At 64.8% G+C, this 14,863-nt stretch carries 12 protein-coding genes; 4 read left to right on the top strand and 8 right to left on the bottom strand.

Annotated features, from left to right (window positions below; genetic code table 11):
- Window positions 1–6: 6 nt before the first annotated feature.
- Window positions 7–1,128, bottom strand: a complete 1,122-nt coding sequence (locus tag OG921_RS24920; RefSeq protein ID WP_266115234.1) for a hypothetical protein — start codon at window positions 1,126–1,128, stop codon at window positions 7–9.
- A gap of 44 nt (window positions 1,129–1,172) precedes the next feature.
- Here OG921_RS24920 and OG921_RS24915 point away from each other — a divergent pair, with 44 nt between their 5' ends.
- Both OG921_RS24915 and OG921_RS24910 read left to right on the top strand, forming a co-directional pair.
- A complete protein-coding gene (locus tag OG921_RS24915) occupies window positions 1,173–1,790 on the top strand; it encodes a TetR-like C-terminal domain-containing protein (protein ID WP_266115233.1) in 618 nt (205 codons plus the stop codon).
- 313 nt (window positions 1,791–2,103) lie between these two features.
- Window positions 2,104–3,426, top strand: coding sequence for a family 1 glycosylhydrolase (locus OG921_RS24910; RefSeq protein ID WP_266115232.1), 1,323 nt, complete (start codon window positions 2,104–2,106; stop codon window positions 3,424–3,426).
- 62 nt (window positions 3,427–3,488) lie between these two features.
- Here OG921_RS24910 and OG921_RS24905 read toward each other — a convergent pair whose 3' ends face one another.
- A complete protein-coding gene (locus tag OG921_RS24905) occupies window positions 3,489–5,141 on the bottom strand; it encodes an acyl-CoA synthetase (RefSeq protein ID WP_266115231.1) in 1,653 nt (550 codons plus the stop codon).
- 203 nt (window positions 5,142–5,344) lie between these two features.
- Between OG921_RS24905 and OG921_RS24900 the strand changes: the two genes are divergently transcribed.
- Complete coding sequence (locus tag OG921_RS24900; RefSeq protein ID WP_266115230.1) at window positions 5,345–6,253, top strand: acyl-CoA thioesterase domain-containing protein; 909 nt, start codon at window positions 5,345–5,347, stop codon at window positions 6,251–6,253.
- 420 nt (window positions 6,254–6,673) lie between these two features.
- Here the strand turns inward: OG921_RS24900 and OG921_RS24895 are convergent, their stop codons facing one another.
- Complete coding sequence (locus OG921_RS24895) at window positions 6,674–7,234, bottom strand: OsmC family protein (protein WP_266115229.1); 561 nt, start codon at window positions 7,232–7,234, stop codon at window positions 6,674–6,676.
- Between the two features lie 120 nt (window positions 7,235–7,354).
- Between OG921_RS24895 and OG921_RS24890 the strand changes: the two genes are divergently transcribed.
- Complete coding sequence (locus tag OG921_RS24890; RefSeq protein WP_266115228.1) at window positions 7,355–8,023, top strand: TetR/AcrR family transcriptional regulator; 669 nt, start codon at window positions 7,355–7,357, stop codon at window positions 8,021–8,023.
- Between the two features lie 1,386 nt (window positions 8,024–9,409).
- Here OG921_RS24890 and OG921_RS24885 read toward each other — a convergent pair.
- Genes OG921_RS24885 through OG921_RS24865 form a run of 5 tightly spaced genes read right to left on the bottom strand, consistent with a single transcriptional unit; the run spans window position 9,410 to window position 14,715 of the window.
- Window positions 9,410–10,255, bottom strand: a complete 846-nt coding sequence (locus OG921_RS24885) for a CoA ester lyase (protein WP_266115227.1) — start codon at window positions 10,253–10,255, stop codon at window positions 9,410–9,412.
- 51 nt (window positions 10,256–10,306) lie between these two features.
- Window positions 10,307–11,170, bottom strand: coding sequence for a fumarylacetoacetate hydrolase family protein (locus OG921_RS24880; protein ID WP_266115226.1), 864 nt, complete (start codon window positions 11,168–11,170; stop codon window positions 10,307–10,309).
- Window positions 11,167–12,237 (bottom strand): tartrate dehydrogenase, encoded by a 1,071-nt coding sequence (locus OG921_RS24875; RefSeq protein ID WP_266115225.1) that lies wholly within the window; start codon window positions 12,235–12,237, stop codon window positions 11,167–11,169. The genes OG921_RS24880 and OG921_RS24875 overlap by 4 nt, the downstream gene beginning before the upstream one ends.
- 35 nt (window positions 12,238–12,272) lie before the next feature.
- Complete coding sequence (locus tag OG921_RS24870; protein WP_266115224.1) at window positions 12,273–13,241, bottom strand: phosphoglycerate dehydrogenase; 969 nt, start codon at window positions 13,239–13,241, stop codon at window positions 12,273–12,275.
- Between the two features lie 16 nt (window positions 13,242–13,257).
- The gene (locus OG921_RS24865; RefSeq protein ID WP_266115223.1) at window positions 13,258–14,715 is read right to left on the bottom strand and encodes a cation:dicarboxylase symporter family transporter; all 1,458 of its coding nucleotides are present in this window, start codon (window positions 14,713–14,715) and stop codon (window positions 13,258–13,260) included.
- Window positions 14,716–14,863 lie beyond the last annotated feature (148 nt).

The raw sequence follows: 14,863 nt of genomic DNA, 5'->3' as shown, positions 1-14,863 counted from the left end.
TCGCGCCTAGTCCGCTACGTCTGTCCAGTCGGAGAAGCCCGACGGGTGGTGCGGGCCGATCACGCCGTGCTCGAACAAACCCGCACCCTCGCGGATCGTCCCGTCGGCTTCAGTGCACACAGCTTTGCCGACGTGGTCGATGAGACTGAACGGCGCTCGGGCCATCACCTCCGGGTCCGTGAGGTCGAAGCTGACGCGTTCGGCGAACGGACCGCCCTTCCAGCTGCCGTGTGCCCACGAGGAGTCGCCACCGTACCCCGACCCGAAAGCGATAGGCGCGAACAGCTTCGATTCGACATCTAGTTGTATTCGGTCCCCTGCACGGTTCATGAACTCGACGTGGGCGCCCTGCGGAATCCTGGTTCCGGTCTTGTAGTCGATGGTGGCGCGCACTCCGTCGAGTTGTTCGACGCGGCCGTCTCGCCAGCGGCGTGTGCAGTCGTAGAGGCTACGGTGGCCATCGGGATCCTCTTGCAGGATCAAGAACAGTTGGTAGTCGTCGAAGGCCAAGGGCAGGTAGAGCCACCACATTCCGCGAAACGAAGCGTCCGGCCGACCGGCCGGCTCGGCCTCACCGACAGGTCGGATCCCCCACGATCGGTCGCGGCTCGCCACGCTGGTGTCATGTCTGACTTCCAGCCGTTCGCCGTCGACGTCGATCCAGCCCTCCCAGGAGCCGACTTGGGCGAAGCGGCACGCCTGCAACGTCACTCGCCGCTCGGTGAGCATCTCGTGCGGCTTCTCGAGGGCGGCAGGAAACAGCCCGCGCCAGGTGAGGTCTGCGGAAATTCCTTCGGTCTGCGCCAGTGTCAGGTGCATCTCCTGCAGTGGTTCGATGACCTCGAGACGGTAGCCGTTGACGTTCTGGTGAAGGCGGTCGTCGTCGATCGTGTCGCTCAGGTGTAGCGCGGTCTGCACGTCGCCGCGACGGACGACGAAGTAGGCGTCTTTGACGCCGAGGCGCGGGTAGTAGCCGATTCCGGTCAGCGCCATGAAGCGGCCGTCCCGGTCGAGCACGTTGAAATACGACCGGTCGTAGAAGTTTCGATCGGACGTGGCCGGCCAGGTCAACGGCACAGGCGCCTGATGAATCGGATACTCGTCGAGCGGGCTCAAGTTCACAAGCACTCCCTCAAATACGATGCACACTATATTGGAACTATGATGAAGTCATGACAGCAGAAAGCCCGAAGGATGGCAAGGGGTCTGCGCAGTCGGCGCCGGGACGGCCGCGCGACAGCAGGATTGATGCCGCGATCATTGCCGCCACCCGAGAATTGATTCTCGAGACGGGCTATTCCGCGTTGTCGTTGTCGGCGATCGCCGCGCGCGCCGAGACCACCACGGCTGCCATCTACCGGCGGTGGTCGGGCAAGGCGCAACTTGTCCACGAAGCAGTGTTGTTCGCCGAATCGGTTCCCACGCCGGACCATTCGGGAGATATCCGCAACGAGATCAGGGCTCTGGTCGAGACAATCCAGGTGATCTTCGACAAACCTGAGGTGCGATTGGCATTGCCGGGTCTGATCGCCGACACCGTTGCCGACCCCGAACTGCACAACATGATGATCGCCCGATTGGCCGGGAATCTGACCGCTTTCGAATCACGCTTCGGTCAGGAGCGCCGCGACGATGACCAATTGCCCATGCTCGTCGAGGTGGTCGCGGGCACCGCAATTTTCCGCATCCTCATTCGCCAGGACGCCGCCCTCGACGACACCTGGGTGAACGAGATGACGGAGATGATCACTGCCCGCCGTCCCTCCGAGAACTCGCTTGACGGCACCTGAGCTCGACCAGCTCTTCGGACGATTAGCTCAGCAGACCCGACCCGCCAAGCAACGGTTGGAGATTTCCATGTGGTGGGAGCTGTCCGCGCCAACTACTCCTGCAGGACAGTTCATGTCGAGTGTGCCTCCTTGACACTACTCAGTCCGAACCCAATAATTCCGAAGACATCGACGTACCTGGATACGTGAACGTATCCAAATGTGGCGTGTCGAGCCGCACGCGCGGCGTGATCGCTGTTCACCTCGATCGACTGTCCGACCCGGGTGGGGGTGCCCACGACGCAGTTTCGTGGATTCAGAAACGAAGGAAGGTATGCGTCAATCGGCAACTGTCACCGCGATGCTGTGCGCAGTGGTCTCGGTGCTGGCCCTCACCGCCCTCGCGGCGCCCTCCGCAGCCGAAGACCTTCCCGTGTTACCAGCGGACTTCGAGTTCGGCGTGGCTCAATCCGGTTTCCAGTCCGAAGGTTTCAACCAGGACTCCAACTACCTGCGCTACGGCAACGAAGGGAAGCTGCAGGAGCCGGTGGGAAACGCCGTGGACTTCTTCCACCAATACGAGGGCGATGTTGCCAGGGCGGCCTCGATCGGTGTGGACAACTATCGCTTGTCGGTGGAGTGGTCGCGCATCGAGCCGCAGCCCGGTGTCGACGACGCGGCCGGTTGGGCGTTCTACGATGCGGTGATCGGCCGCATCGTAGCCGCCGGCATGCGCCCCATGATCACGTTGAATCACTGGGTCCATCCCGGTTGGGCGGTCGATCGTGGTGGGTGGAACAACCCGGAGATGCCCGCAGCCCTGACCGCTTTCGGGCGACGTGTCGTTGATCGTTACAGATGGGCCGAGCCGATCTGGATCACCTTCAACGAGCCCAGCGAATACGTCCGGCGGGAACTGACCTACGGTGGTTTGGCGCCGTCGAACACCGGGCTCATGGTCGACGGGATCATCGAGGCTCATCGGGCGATCACGACCTACATCCACGCCGTGCAGCCGGGGGGCCAGGTCTCCTCGAACATCGCCTACATCCCACTGCCCGGTGTGGAGCCGGCGCTGGAAGCCGTCTTCTCCGACCGTATGGTCGATTCCTTCGACTTCATCGGCGTCGACCAGTACTACTCGATCGCCCCGTCGGAACTGTCGTCGTTCGTTGCCTCGGGCGGCTCGTTCTGGAATCTGCCGCAATCACCGGAGAGCATGTACTACGTGCTGCGCTACTTCGCCGCCAAATATCCGAACAAACCGCTGCGGGTCATCGAGAACGGATTGGCTACCGACGCGGATCAGAACCGCGCCGACGGATACCGCCGCGACGACCACCTCCGCGACACCGTCTATTGGATTCAGCGCGCACGCCGAGACGGCATCAACGTCGTCTCCTACAACTACTGGAGCCTCACCGACAACTACGAATGGGGTGACTACGGTTCCCGCTTCGGTCTCTACAGCGTCGATGCCGTCCACGACCCCACCCTGACCCGACGACCGACAGTCGCGGTAGCGGCCTACCGCGAGATCACCGAACACCACGGAGTGCCCTCCACCTACCGGCCGACGCGCCAACCCGCACCCTGCTCACTGATCGCGCTGCCCGACAGTTGCGGCGATCCGGTAGTGGTAGAGCCACGGTCATAGTTCCTCCGACAAGAAAGATGGAGGGTTCGAGATCGAGTGGACCTGTGCGGAGCATGTGGCGCTCATCCGGCAGCTGCCTCGGCGACGGCTCGCGCCCATCGGTAGTCCGCCTTGCCCGAGGGAGAGCGCTGGATGAGATCGACGAAGACCCAGCTCTTGGGCAGCTTGTACCGCGCAATCCGCCGGCCGGCATGGGTCTCCAGCTCGGCTTCGGTTGCCGTCGCGCCGTCGGCGAGCTGGACGACTGCGACCACCTCGTTTCCCCAGCGCGCGTGGGGGCGGCCGCAGACCGTGACATCCCGCACCGACGGGTGGCTGAAGATCGCCTTCTCCACTTCCTCGGCGAAGACCTTCTCACCGCCCGTGTTGATGGTGACCGAATCGCGTCCGAGCAACTCGATTTCGCCATCACCGATCAGACGAGCGCGGTCTCCGGGCACTGCGTACCGTGCGCCGTCGATGATCGGGAACGTCTGGCGTGTCTTGTCCTCCTCGCCCAGGTAGCCCAGCGGCACCCAGCCGGACTGAGCCAGCCAGCCGTTTCCCATGTGGCCGGGCTCGACCAGCGCGGAGAGGTCCTCGTTGACGACCACGGCGCCCGGTCCCGAGTTGAACCGTCCGGTCGCTGAGCTGCCCTTGAAGGACAGGTGTGTGCCCTGTGCCCCGGTCTCCGAGGCGCCGACCGAGTCGTTGATCAGCGCGCTGGGGAGCAGGTCGAGAACCTGGTCCTTGATCTCCTGGGTCAGTACGGCGCTGCCGTTGCCGATGATCGCCAGTGAAGAGAGGTCGTATTTGCCGGTTCTCATCTCGTCGAGGAGCGGCCGCATGACGGCGTCGCCGGTCACCGTGATGGCCATGGCCTTCTCGCGCTCGACTGTGCGCAGCACGTCCGCGGCGTCCATGTGTCGGTTCTGATCGGGGACGACGACCGTCGAGCCGTTGTGCATCACGACGAAGGTCGCCCACTGGGCGGCGCCGTGCATGAACGGCGGCACCATCACCATCGGGCCCATACCGCCATTGCGCGCGCGCTCGCGGACGTCGTCGTACGAGGTCACCGGGTCCCACACACCGGGTGTACGGCCGCCCATCGTCGACATGAAGATGTCGTGTTGGCGCCACAGCACGCCCTTGGGCATGCCGGTGGTGCCGCCGGTGTAGATCACGTAGAGGTCGTCCGGGGAGTGCCCCACGTCCGGCAGGTCGGGTGGCACGGAGGCGAGTGCTTCCTCATAGTCGACTGCCCCGGGCAGCAACTCCTCGCCGGAGTCATCGGCAACCTGAAGCAGCACTTGCAGATTCGGCAGCGAGTCCCGCACCTCGGCCAGCGACGGCGCGAATCGCGCATGGTAAATCACGGCCCGGGCATCGGCGTTGATGAACAGGTAGCGCAGCTCGTCCGCGACGTAGCGGTAGTTCACGTTGACCGACACGCACCTCGACTTGAACGCACCGAGCATGCCTTCGACGTACTCGGTGCCGTTGTAGAGATAGAGCGCGACGTGGTCCTGGCCGGACTCATGGTTGGCCAGCTCGTGCCGTGCCTTACGCGCACCGAGCCCCGCTCGGTGCAGGTAGGTCGCGAGCCGGCGGCTGCGGTCGGTGAGCTCGGCGTAGGTCAGTCGCCGGTCGCGCCACACCAGCGCCTCACGGTCGGCCAACTCCTCACTGATCGCCTCGTGGGTGAGGGCGATGTTGAACTCGGTCGTGCTCACTGCGCTCCTTCAGCGGCCCAGACCGCCCTCGTCGAAACTCGACCGGGCATAACTCCCCACCTCGTGCGGACATGAGGCTAGACATATGTCCAGTCAGCGTTCCATCAACCATAGAACACGTTCTAAGGTGGGTCCATGTGCAATTTGGACGGCGCCTGCGTATCGGCCCAAACCCACACGCCGGACCGAGGTTGACGACCACCATGGCGCCTCGACAACGCGACCACATGATCCCGGCCTATTTCCGTCGCACGAATGACGGATTCGAACCACTCGAACTGGCCCGCAGCGACTGGAACTGGGACCACCTGCACGGCGTCGCGGTCAGCGGACTGCTCGCCTGCGGCGCGGAGAACGCGCTTCGGGGGCTGGATCGCGAGCACTTCGTACCCGCCCGCTTCCACGCCGACCTGTCCAGGCCGACCCGAGCCGCCTTCACGACCGTAGTGGCCGAAGTGGTGCGCAGCAGCGGCCGGCTGACCCAGGTCGACGTGGCCCTTCATCAGTCCGGGAATGTCGCGGCTCGTGGCAGCGCGCTATTCCTTCGACCTTCGGAGAACCCCGACGGCGACATCTGGACGCCGGCGGACAGAGGCGTTCCCCCGCCGCTGTCCATCGCTCCCGCATCGGAGCAGCCCCGACCGCCCTACATCGGCAGCGACCAACCGTGGTCCGTCCGGTTCGGCGACCACCAGAATGCGGGTCGTCATCAGACCTGGCATACCGCGGTCCCGATCGTCCTCGCTGAGCCGATGAGCACGTTCCAGGGCGTTGCCGCCCTCGCGGACACTACGAACATGGTCGCCAACTGGGGTAGCGGCGGGATCGGATACATCAACACCGACGTCAGCCTCACCCTCGCCCGACGGCCGGTCGGCATGGAAATCGGGCTTCGGACCCTCGACCACGTCCAGCACCTGGGCGTGGCCGTCGCCACAGTCGAGGTCTACGACCGATGCGGCCCCCTCGGAAACGCGTCGGTCACAGCTCTGGCCAACACTCGACGCACGATCGACTACTCCGCGGACCAGCGAGCAGAAGCGGAGACGCTCACCGCAGAGCACACGACCGGAGGTGCGAGCGGCCGTGGCGCACCGGTCGCGATGTCGTAGCGGCAAAAGTGACGACTGCGCCGACCTCACTCGGGCAGGAGAGTCCGGTCGGGTCGATCCGGAACGCGACCTTCACCAAAGCGCGCTTCGTCCGCCAATTGGATCCGAAGGCGTTGCGGGGGAGCGGAATTAGATGTTCTCGCGCCTCGCTGGGACCAATGGCTCGTGAAATACGCGGTGCGGCAATGGCACTGCCGGGTCCAGAAACAATAGTGCGGGCGGGACGAACGTCCTGTCGTCGCGGTGGGATGCCGCGCGGGACTCGTTGCGGGCGCAGGGCACCAGATTCGTTGGAAGCGATCGCCACCGCTGAGCGTTCTTCGCGTTCGGTGAAGACTTGGAACAACAGCTCGCGTTCTCAAACATACTGTGGTGACGGTGCTTTCATTGTCAGCGCGCCAATGACATCGCGCGGATCGTTCAGGCCCGGGCTAGGTCGATGGCGACGGGGACGGGGTTGCTGACGATGTCGCGAACGGGCGAGTAGCGGGTGAGGCTGGCGAGTTCGGCGAGTTGCGTGTCATCGAAGTCGCCGGTGGCCTTGATCGTGACCCGGACCTGCTCGTAGCCAGGGCGGACATCGTTGTCGAGCGCGAGGAAGCCGTGCAGGTCCACGTCGCCCTGGATCGTGGTCTCCAGGCCGTCGATTGCGATGCCCCGGGCCGCGGCGTGGTAGGCGATCGTGCCGGTCACGCACGCCGCGAGGGCGTGCAGGACGTATTCCGCGGCGTTGGGTGCTCGGTTTTCGCCGAGCAGGACCTGCGGCTCGTCGTTGTCCACGGTGAACGGCTCGGTGCGGGTGACGTCTTCTTGGCCGACGCCGTAGAAGTCTTTGATCGTCGTGCGGCTGTATCCGCCCTCGATCCAGTCGTTGCGGGCACGGAACTGAAACCGCGCCAGGGCGGGGGTGGCGGTGACGGCGTCGATGGTTCCGGAGAGGCGGTCGACGTCGACGCCATTGACGATGTTGGTTGTGTGCATGGCGAAGCTCCCTGCGGTTGAGGTGATTACAGGGCTGCGGCCCAAGCCCGGCCCACATAATTAGCACGAACGGTCGTACTAAACAGTAATGTACGACCGATCGTGCTGTATTGTCAAGTGATGACCGACCCGCGGAATCAGCGCAACCGCGCGCAACGACATCCGCGCGCCGACGGTGAGCGAACCCGCGCAGCGATCCTGCGCACTGCGGCGTCGCTGGCCACCGTGGACGGGCTGGAGGGCCTGTCGATCGGAAACCTGGCCGCCGCCACCGGCATCAGCAAGAGCGGTCTCTACGCGCACTTCGGCTCCAAGCAGGAACTCCAGCTGGCGACCGTGGACGAGGCGCAGCGGATTCTCGACGCAGAAGTCGTACAACCCGCGCTCGCGGTCCGTCCCGGGCTGGCCCAGCTGGCAGCGGTGTGTGAGGCGTTCTTCAGCTACGTGCAGCGCCGCGTGTTCCCCGGCGGCTGCTTCTTCGCTGCCACGGCGCTGGAGATGGGCACCCGCCCAGGGCCGGTCAGGGACCGGGTCGCCGCCATCCAGTCCGGTTTCGTGGTGTTGCTCCGGTCCTTCGTGGTTACCGCACTTGCGCAGCACGAACTTCCTGCCCATGAGGATCCCGACCGGCTCGCCTTCGAACTGCATGCGGTACTGCTGGGCGCCGACACCAAATTCGTCCTGCACGACGACCCGGCAATCCTGGACTTGGCACGCCACGTCGTCCGCCTGCGGCTAGGGCTGGACGACGGTCGAAACGCCACCGAGAGCTCACGTAGCCCAGCGTGACATAGATGCCGGTCGCGGCCACCTCGATCTTCGAGTCCACGGCCAACCAGCTCATCAGCAAGCGCATGGTGAAAAGACGGGGCTAGCAGAGATATTCGCTTAGAAGCAGTGCCAGGTTGTCGCCGGCGCAGACGTGGCCGTGGCGCTCTGCGCCAGTTCGCGTCCCGATGGCTGTCGGCGATCTTGCACACCGAGTCTGCGGCCAGGGCAGTTCAACATTGGGCTGTCCCGCGGTCCGGCCGGCGTCGGCAATACACGCCCGCACGAAGTCTGTCGACGACTCAATGCAAATCTGCTCATTCAGAGCGCCGTGAGACTCGTGTATGCCGAAGTCCCCGGGGTCGGTAGCGGTCTGGCTTTCCGGTGACGGCGATGCGGTGGGCACCGACCGAGGGGGGGCGTCCGACAGCGCTCGACGATCTCGATCATCAAGAGGTGGGCCATGTTCGGCTGCGGCACGCGGTATCACGGCATCGGGTGTCACGCGACCACGGTGTTGGTCGAGTGTCCATGTGGCCAAGTATCTGGCCAACGGGCCGGTTGGCCCGGTCCAGCTGGTCCGACTGGGGGAGGCGAGTCTGTCCTGACCTGGAAGCTCCGAAATCACTGAGGAGTTCGGCGGCGCGCCCCATGCTGTACGCCGGGAAGTCCTCGTCGTCGAACCTGCCTCCCGGGCCGCTGTCGTTCGGTTTCGCCGGAATGTACGTGGCGCCATTCGTGTACACAGACGGGGCCCCGGCGCCTGTGCGGCGCCGGGGCCCAAGGGGATTCACTTACCCAGACCAGCCATTCGGCTGGTCTGCTTACTTCTGCCCCGCCTCGGCGGACGGGACGCGACCGTGTAACAGCTGACCGTGCACCACCTCCCAATCGGGGATCTTCCGATGTTTCCGGGACAGCAATCTCGCTACCGCCCCGGATGCGACGCCGGCGGGCGTCGCATGTCCTGCAACTTCCTGTTTCCTACGTTTTCTACCGAGCCGATCTAGTTGCCCCGGTAGATGGCGGGACGCATCGAGTCTTCCGGAAAACACACATCAACACACTTTCTCGATGCGTCCCGCCCTGCTCACCAACTCGTTCCTTCATGCGGGTAGTTCGTCCTCTACCACGCCTTTTGGGATCGTCTCTGTATCAACGGAACAAAGGCTACAACGGACAACCTGGATTGTCTACAGTCGCCACTGTAGATTTGCTGTGGTCGTGGTCACTCACCTGAATCCATAGTCCCGCACGGCTGGGAATGTGGGTCTCGGCCCAGCGAGAGCGATGCCAGTGGTTCAGTGGGTCAGTGTGTCGGTCCGCAGCGGGATCGACAGCCGACTCCAGCCATGGGAGCCACAACCGTTTAACAGGACTTGCGATCTCGCTATCTCGGGTGCCGACTCAAATCGGGGAGGCGCAGATGCCGTAAGCGTCGGCGAGGCGGGTGATGCGCGTGGCCTGCTCCAGGCGGGGTTTGTCGCTGCCGTCGCGGACGGTTCCTCCGGCGGTGCGAAAGTCGGCGAGAAATTCGTGTGCCCAGCGAATGTCGTCAACACTGGGGCCTATGGCGTTGTTGACGACGGAGGTCTGTCCGGGGGACAGACACAGTCGGCCGGTCATGCCCAGTGATCGAGCGAGGGCGGTGTGGGAGTGCAGGGCGTCGAGGTCGCGGCCGGTGGTGGGGCCGTCGATGGGGCCGGGCAGGCTGCCGAGACGGGACGCGATAGTCAGTCGCGAGCGCGGGTAGGACATGGCCAGGTCGGTGGCCGCGGCGCCGGTGTCGCGGCGGTAGTCGCCGCTGCCGAAAGCCAGGCGGGAGGTACCGGAAGTCCGGGCAATCGCGGCGGCCGCCTCGATTCCGAGCGCCGATTCGATCAGTGCGACGATCGGCAGGTCTCGCCCGAGTCGCGACGCGGTGTCGGTGATGTGCTGTGGGGATTCGACTTTGGCGAGCACGACGCCCACCAGCCCTGGGCGGGAGCGGAAGTCGGCGATGTCGTCGGCCCAGTATTCGGTGGAGGCGTCGTTGATCCGAACCCAGGCGTGATTGCCGGACTGGTCGAGCCAGTTCGCGGTGGCGCGGCGGGCGGCGTCTTTGTAGGCGGGGTCGACGGCGTCTTCGATGTCGAGGATGATCTGGTCGGCATCGCAGGCGACCGCGCGAGCGATGTCGTCGGGCCGTGCTGCGTTGACCAGCAGCCAAGATCGCGAGAGGGCGTGGTCGATGCGAGCAGAGGTGTGCGCCAAGGCAGTCTCCAGAGTGTCGATCCGGGCGGCGGTGAGGGTGGGTTGTTGTGGTCAGTAGGTGGCGGTGAATCGGTTGGAGATCCGGCCGATCCCGTCGATGGTGATGGTGACCAGATCGCCGGCCGTCAGGGGAGTGGGGCCACCCGGGATCAGGTGTGCGGGTGTGCCGGTGAGGATGACGTCGCCGGGTTCCAGAGTGGTGAAGGTGGAGATGGTGGCGATCAGCTCGGGTACCGGCCGGATCATGTCGCGAATGTAGCCGTGTTGCACGGTGATTCCGTTGACGGCGGTGTGGATGCGCGCGGTTGCCAGATCGACCCGCTCGGCGGGGGCGATCACGGGCCCCAGTGGCGTGGTGCGGTCCCAGGCTTTTCCTTGCAGCCACTGGTGGCTGCGTGATTGCCAGTCCCGCAGCGTGACATCGTTGGCGACCGAGTAGCCCAGGATATGCTCGTGCGCCCGGTCGGCGGGGATACGTCGGCCTCGTGCCCCGATGACGACGGCGAGTTCCCCTTCGTAGTCGGCGTGGGTCGTTTCGGGCGGCAAAACGATGTCGTCGTGGGGGCCGACGAGCGAAGCGGCGTACTTGGTGAACAACACCGGGTACGTGGCGGGTTTCACCGCGTCGCCGGTTTGGTAGTAGTTGGCGCCCACGCCGATGATCTTGCCGGGCTGCGGACTGCTGGGCAGCACGGTGACCTCTCGGACCGATCGCCGTTGGGCAGCTGTCGAATTCGAGACAGGTCGCGCACGGCGGCTGAGTGCGTCATTGATCGACTCGCCCGACGGTCGGGCCACCGGTTCGACGGCGCCGGCGCTGACATAGCCGAGTTCCGGGCGATCTGGGTCGCCGTAGGTGACCCACCCATTCCCGATGTAGCCGGTGGCGGACTGGGCGTGCAGTCCGGTGCTCATCGGGTGATGGCGTCGGCGACGGCTTTGCCGAGGCTTTCGGTACTGGCGGTGCCGCCCATGTCGGGGGTGAGTTCGCCTGCGGCCAAGACGGTTTCGATGGCGGTCAGCACCGCTGCCGCGGCTTCGGTTTCACCGAGATGGTCGAGCATCATGCTGGCGCACCAGATCTGCCCGATCGGGTTGGCGATGCCCTTGCCGGCGATGTCGGGGGCCGAACCATGGACCGGTTCGAATAAGCTGGGAAAGACGCTCTCCGGGTTGATGTTGGCGCTGGGCGCGATGCCGATGGTGCCGGTGCATGCCGGTCCCAGGTCGGAGAGGATATCGCCGAACAGGTTGCTCCCGACGACGACATCGAACCAGTCGGGGTGCATCACGAAGTTCGCGGTCAAGATGTCGATGTGGTACTTGTCGACCTCGACCTCGGGATAGTCGCCGGCCATCGCTTCGACGCGTTCGTCCCAGTAGGGCATGGAGATCGAGATCCCGTTGCTCTTGGTCGCCGAGGTGAGGTGCTTCTTCGGACGGCTCTGCGCAAGCTCGAAGGCATACTTCAGGATCCGGTCGATACCGGTGCGGGTCATCACCGTTTCCTGGAGGACGGTCTCGCGGTCGGTGCCCTCGAAGATCCTGCCACCGACGGAGGAGTACTCGCCCTCGGTGTTCTCGCGCACGACATAGAAATCGATGTCGCCGGGTTTGCGGCCGGCCAGCGGGCTGGTCACGCCTGGCATGAGTCTGACCGGCCGCAGGCTGACGTACTGGTCGAAGTGCCTGCGGAACTGCAGCAGGCTGCCCCACAGCGAGATGTGGTCGGGCACGATGTCGGGCCAGCCGACGGCACCGAAGAACAGTGCGTCGAATCCGACGAGGGTGTCGAACCAGTCATTAGGCATCATCTGCCCGTGCTCTAGGTAGTAGTCGACGGAGGCGAAGTCGAACTGCTCGTAGTCGAGGGTGAAGTCGAACGCCGACGCAACGGCCTCGAGCACCCTGAGGCCCTCCGGCACCACCTCTTTGCCGATTCCGTCGCCGGGAATGACGGCGATGCGATGCGTGGATGTCATGAGCGGTGGTTCCTTTCGCTCGGTTGGGGTTGTGGTCAGCTGTGGGCGGCGGTGACGGCGGGCTCGTTGACCGGGGACGGGGGTCGGCGACCGTCGAGGACGGCGATCACGTTGTCGGCGGCGGCGAGTCCGGCTCGGGTTCGGGCTTGCTGGGTTTGCCCGGCCAGGTGGGAAGTGATGATGATGTCGTCACGTCCCAGCAGCGCAGACGTGGGTGGCAGTGGCTCGACGGCGACCACGTCGAGGGCTGCGGCCGCCAACTGTCCGGCATCGAGGGCGTCGATGAGGGCGGATTCGTCGATCAGCGAGCCGCGGGCGGTGTTGATCAGCGCTGCAGTGGGTTTCATCATAGCCAGTCGGCGCCGGTCGATCAGGCTTTCGTTGTCGGCGTTGGCCTTGGTATGGAGTGAGATGTAGTCGGCCCGCACGCAGAGGGTGTCGAGATCGACGAACTCGACACCCTCGCGATCGGGTTGGTTATGGGCCGTGGTGACGAGCACGGTCATGCCGAAAGCGCGCCCGAGATCAGCGACGGCGCGCCCGCTTGGTCCGTAACCGATGACCCCGAGCACCGCACCGCGCAGTTCGGTGCCGGCTTGGCGCGGCCACCGCCCGGCCTGCACACCGGAGGTGACCGCCGACAGCTGCCGCGCGACGTCGAGCATCAGGGCGAAGGTCATCTCCGCGACGGCGTGGTGGTTGACACCCGGGGTGTTGCAGACCCAGATACCGAGCTCGGTCGCCGTTGCGGTGTCGATCGAGTCGTATCCCACTCCACTACGGGCCACTACTCGGAGATGGCCGGCGCCGCTGAGCATGTCGGCGGTGATCGGTTCGCTGGCCACGATCGCGGCAGCGCAGTCGTCGAACAGGGCCTTCGCCTCTTTCGAGTCGCGGGCTCCGCCGGCGGGGGCGTAGCGGACCTCATGCCCGGCACGAGTCAACGCCCCGTGCACTTGGTCACCGGGTGTCAGGTAGTCGGTGGTCACCACTACGGTCGCCATCGTGTCCGTCCTTCTGTTACTTGCTGGCGGCGTGTGACGTCGCCGCCATGAGCACCGGGTTGCGATCGCCACGGCGCATCACGGATACGTTCTGAGCGCGCACCGGTGCAATCACCGGTTCGGCAACATCGGTCGTCGAGACCGGCTTCTGGGCGATCGCAGGAGTCCCATCGGCGGCGGCCGACTTCCTGGCCTTACGAGTGTGTTGTCCGAGTATGCGTCGTGCCTTGTCGACGTCGAAGTCGTTCTCCCACTTGCCGATCACGATGGTGGCCAGCGCGTTGCCGAGCACGTTGATGAAAACACGGCCCTCATTGAGGATTCGGTCGATACCGACGATCAGCGCCAGCGTGGCCAGTGGGATGTGACCGACCGCGGTGAGGGTGCTGGCCAGGACGATGAACGCGCCGCCGGCGATTCCTGCGGTGCCCTTGCTGGTGAGCATCATGACGCCGATCATGACCAGCTGCTGCTGCCACGACAGGTCGATCCCGACCGCTTGCGCCAGGAACAGCGATGCCATGGTCAGATACACCGCGGAGCCGTCGAGGTTGAACGAGAAACCCGCCGGGATAACCAGTCCCACAACGGATTTTCCGACGCCAAGCTCTTCGAGCTTGCGTACGAGCTGCGGCAACACCGCTTCACTCGAGCAGGTACTCAGCGCGATGAGCAGCTCGGCCTTGAAATAGCGCATCACCGGGAACAGGCCCAGGCCGCAGGCCCGGCTGATGGCACCGAGCACGACGAGTACATAAATGACGCAGGTCAGGGTGAACACCAGAATCAGGAAGCCCAGCTGTTGCAGGCTCTCGGCGCCGTATTCGGCGGTCACCGAAGCCAGCGCACCCAATGTGCCGATCGGTGCCAGTCGCATCACCCAGCTGACGATCTTGAACACGACCACCGAGGTGGCCTCGATGAGCCGGGTGATGACGGCGCTTTGATCTTTGGTGACGTTGAGCGCACAGCCGAACAGCAGCGACACCAGCAGCGCAGACAGGATGGCATGTCCGGTGATGGCCCCGAAGATCGACTCGGGGATCAGATCGGTCACGAACCCGACGAAAGTGATGGGTCCATGACTATCCACACCGGGGATGTCGTCGCTACTGAGTGTGGCCGGGTCGATGTTCAGTCCGGCCCCTGGTTTGAAGACATTCGCAACGACCAGGCCGATGACCATCGACAGGATGAAGTACGACAGCGCCTTCACCCCGATGCGGCCGGCTTTGCGCAGGCTGTCCATCGACGCAATGCCCAGTGTGACAACGCAAAACACGACCGGGACGACGATCATTTTCACCAGGGCGATGAACCAGTTGTTCAGCGGGGTCAGGGCGGCGCCGACGTCGGGGGCGAGTAAGCCGATCGCGATGCCGATGGCGGCGCCGAGAATCACCTGGAACCACAGTTCGCGGATCAGGCGCCCGAAGCGGGATCGTTGGGGGGCTGGGGATGTGGTGGTGGACATGAGTGGTGCTCTCCTTTGCAGGATGCGCAGGATTCAACTGGAGGGGACTGGTCCCGGGGTTGGGTCAGGACCGGCGGCGTCGGCACGGGCCGGTGCGAAATGGCGGTTGAACACCGTGTGGCCGGGGAGGTCGTCACCCGGCCACACG

The sequence above is a fragment of the Aldersonia sp. NBC_00410 genome (assembly GCF_026342035.1).
Classification (GTDB): domain Bacteria; phylum Actinomycetota; class Actinomycetes; order Mycobacteriales; family Mycobacteriaceae; genus Aldersonia.
This window is presented reverse-complemented; position numbering and strand designations above follow the sequence as displayed.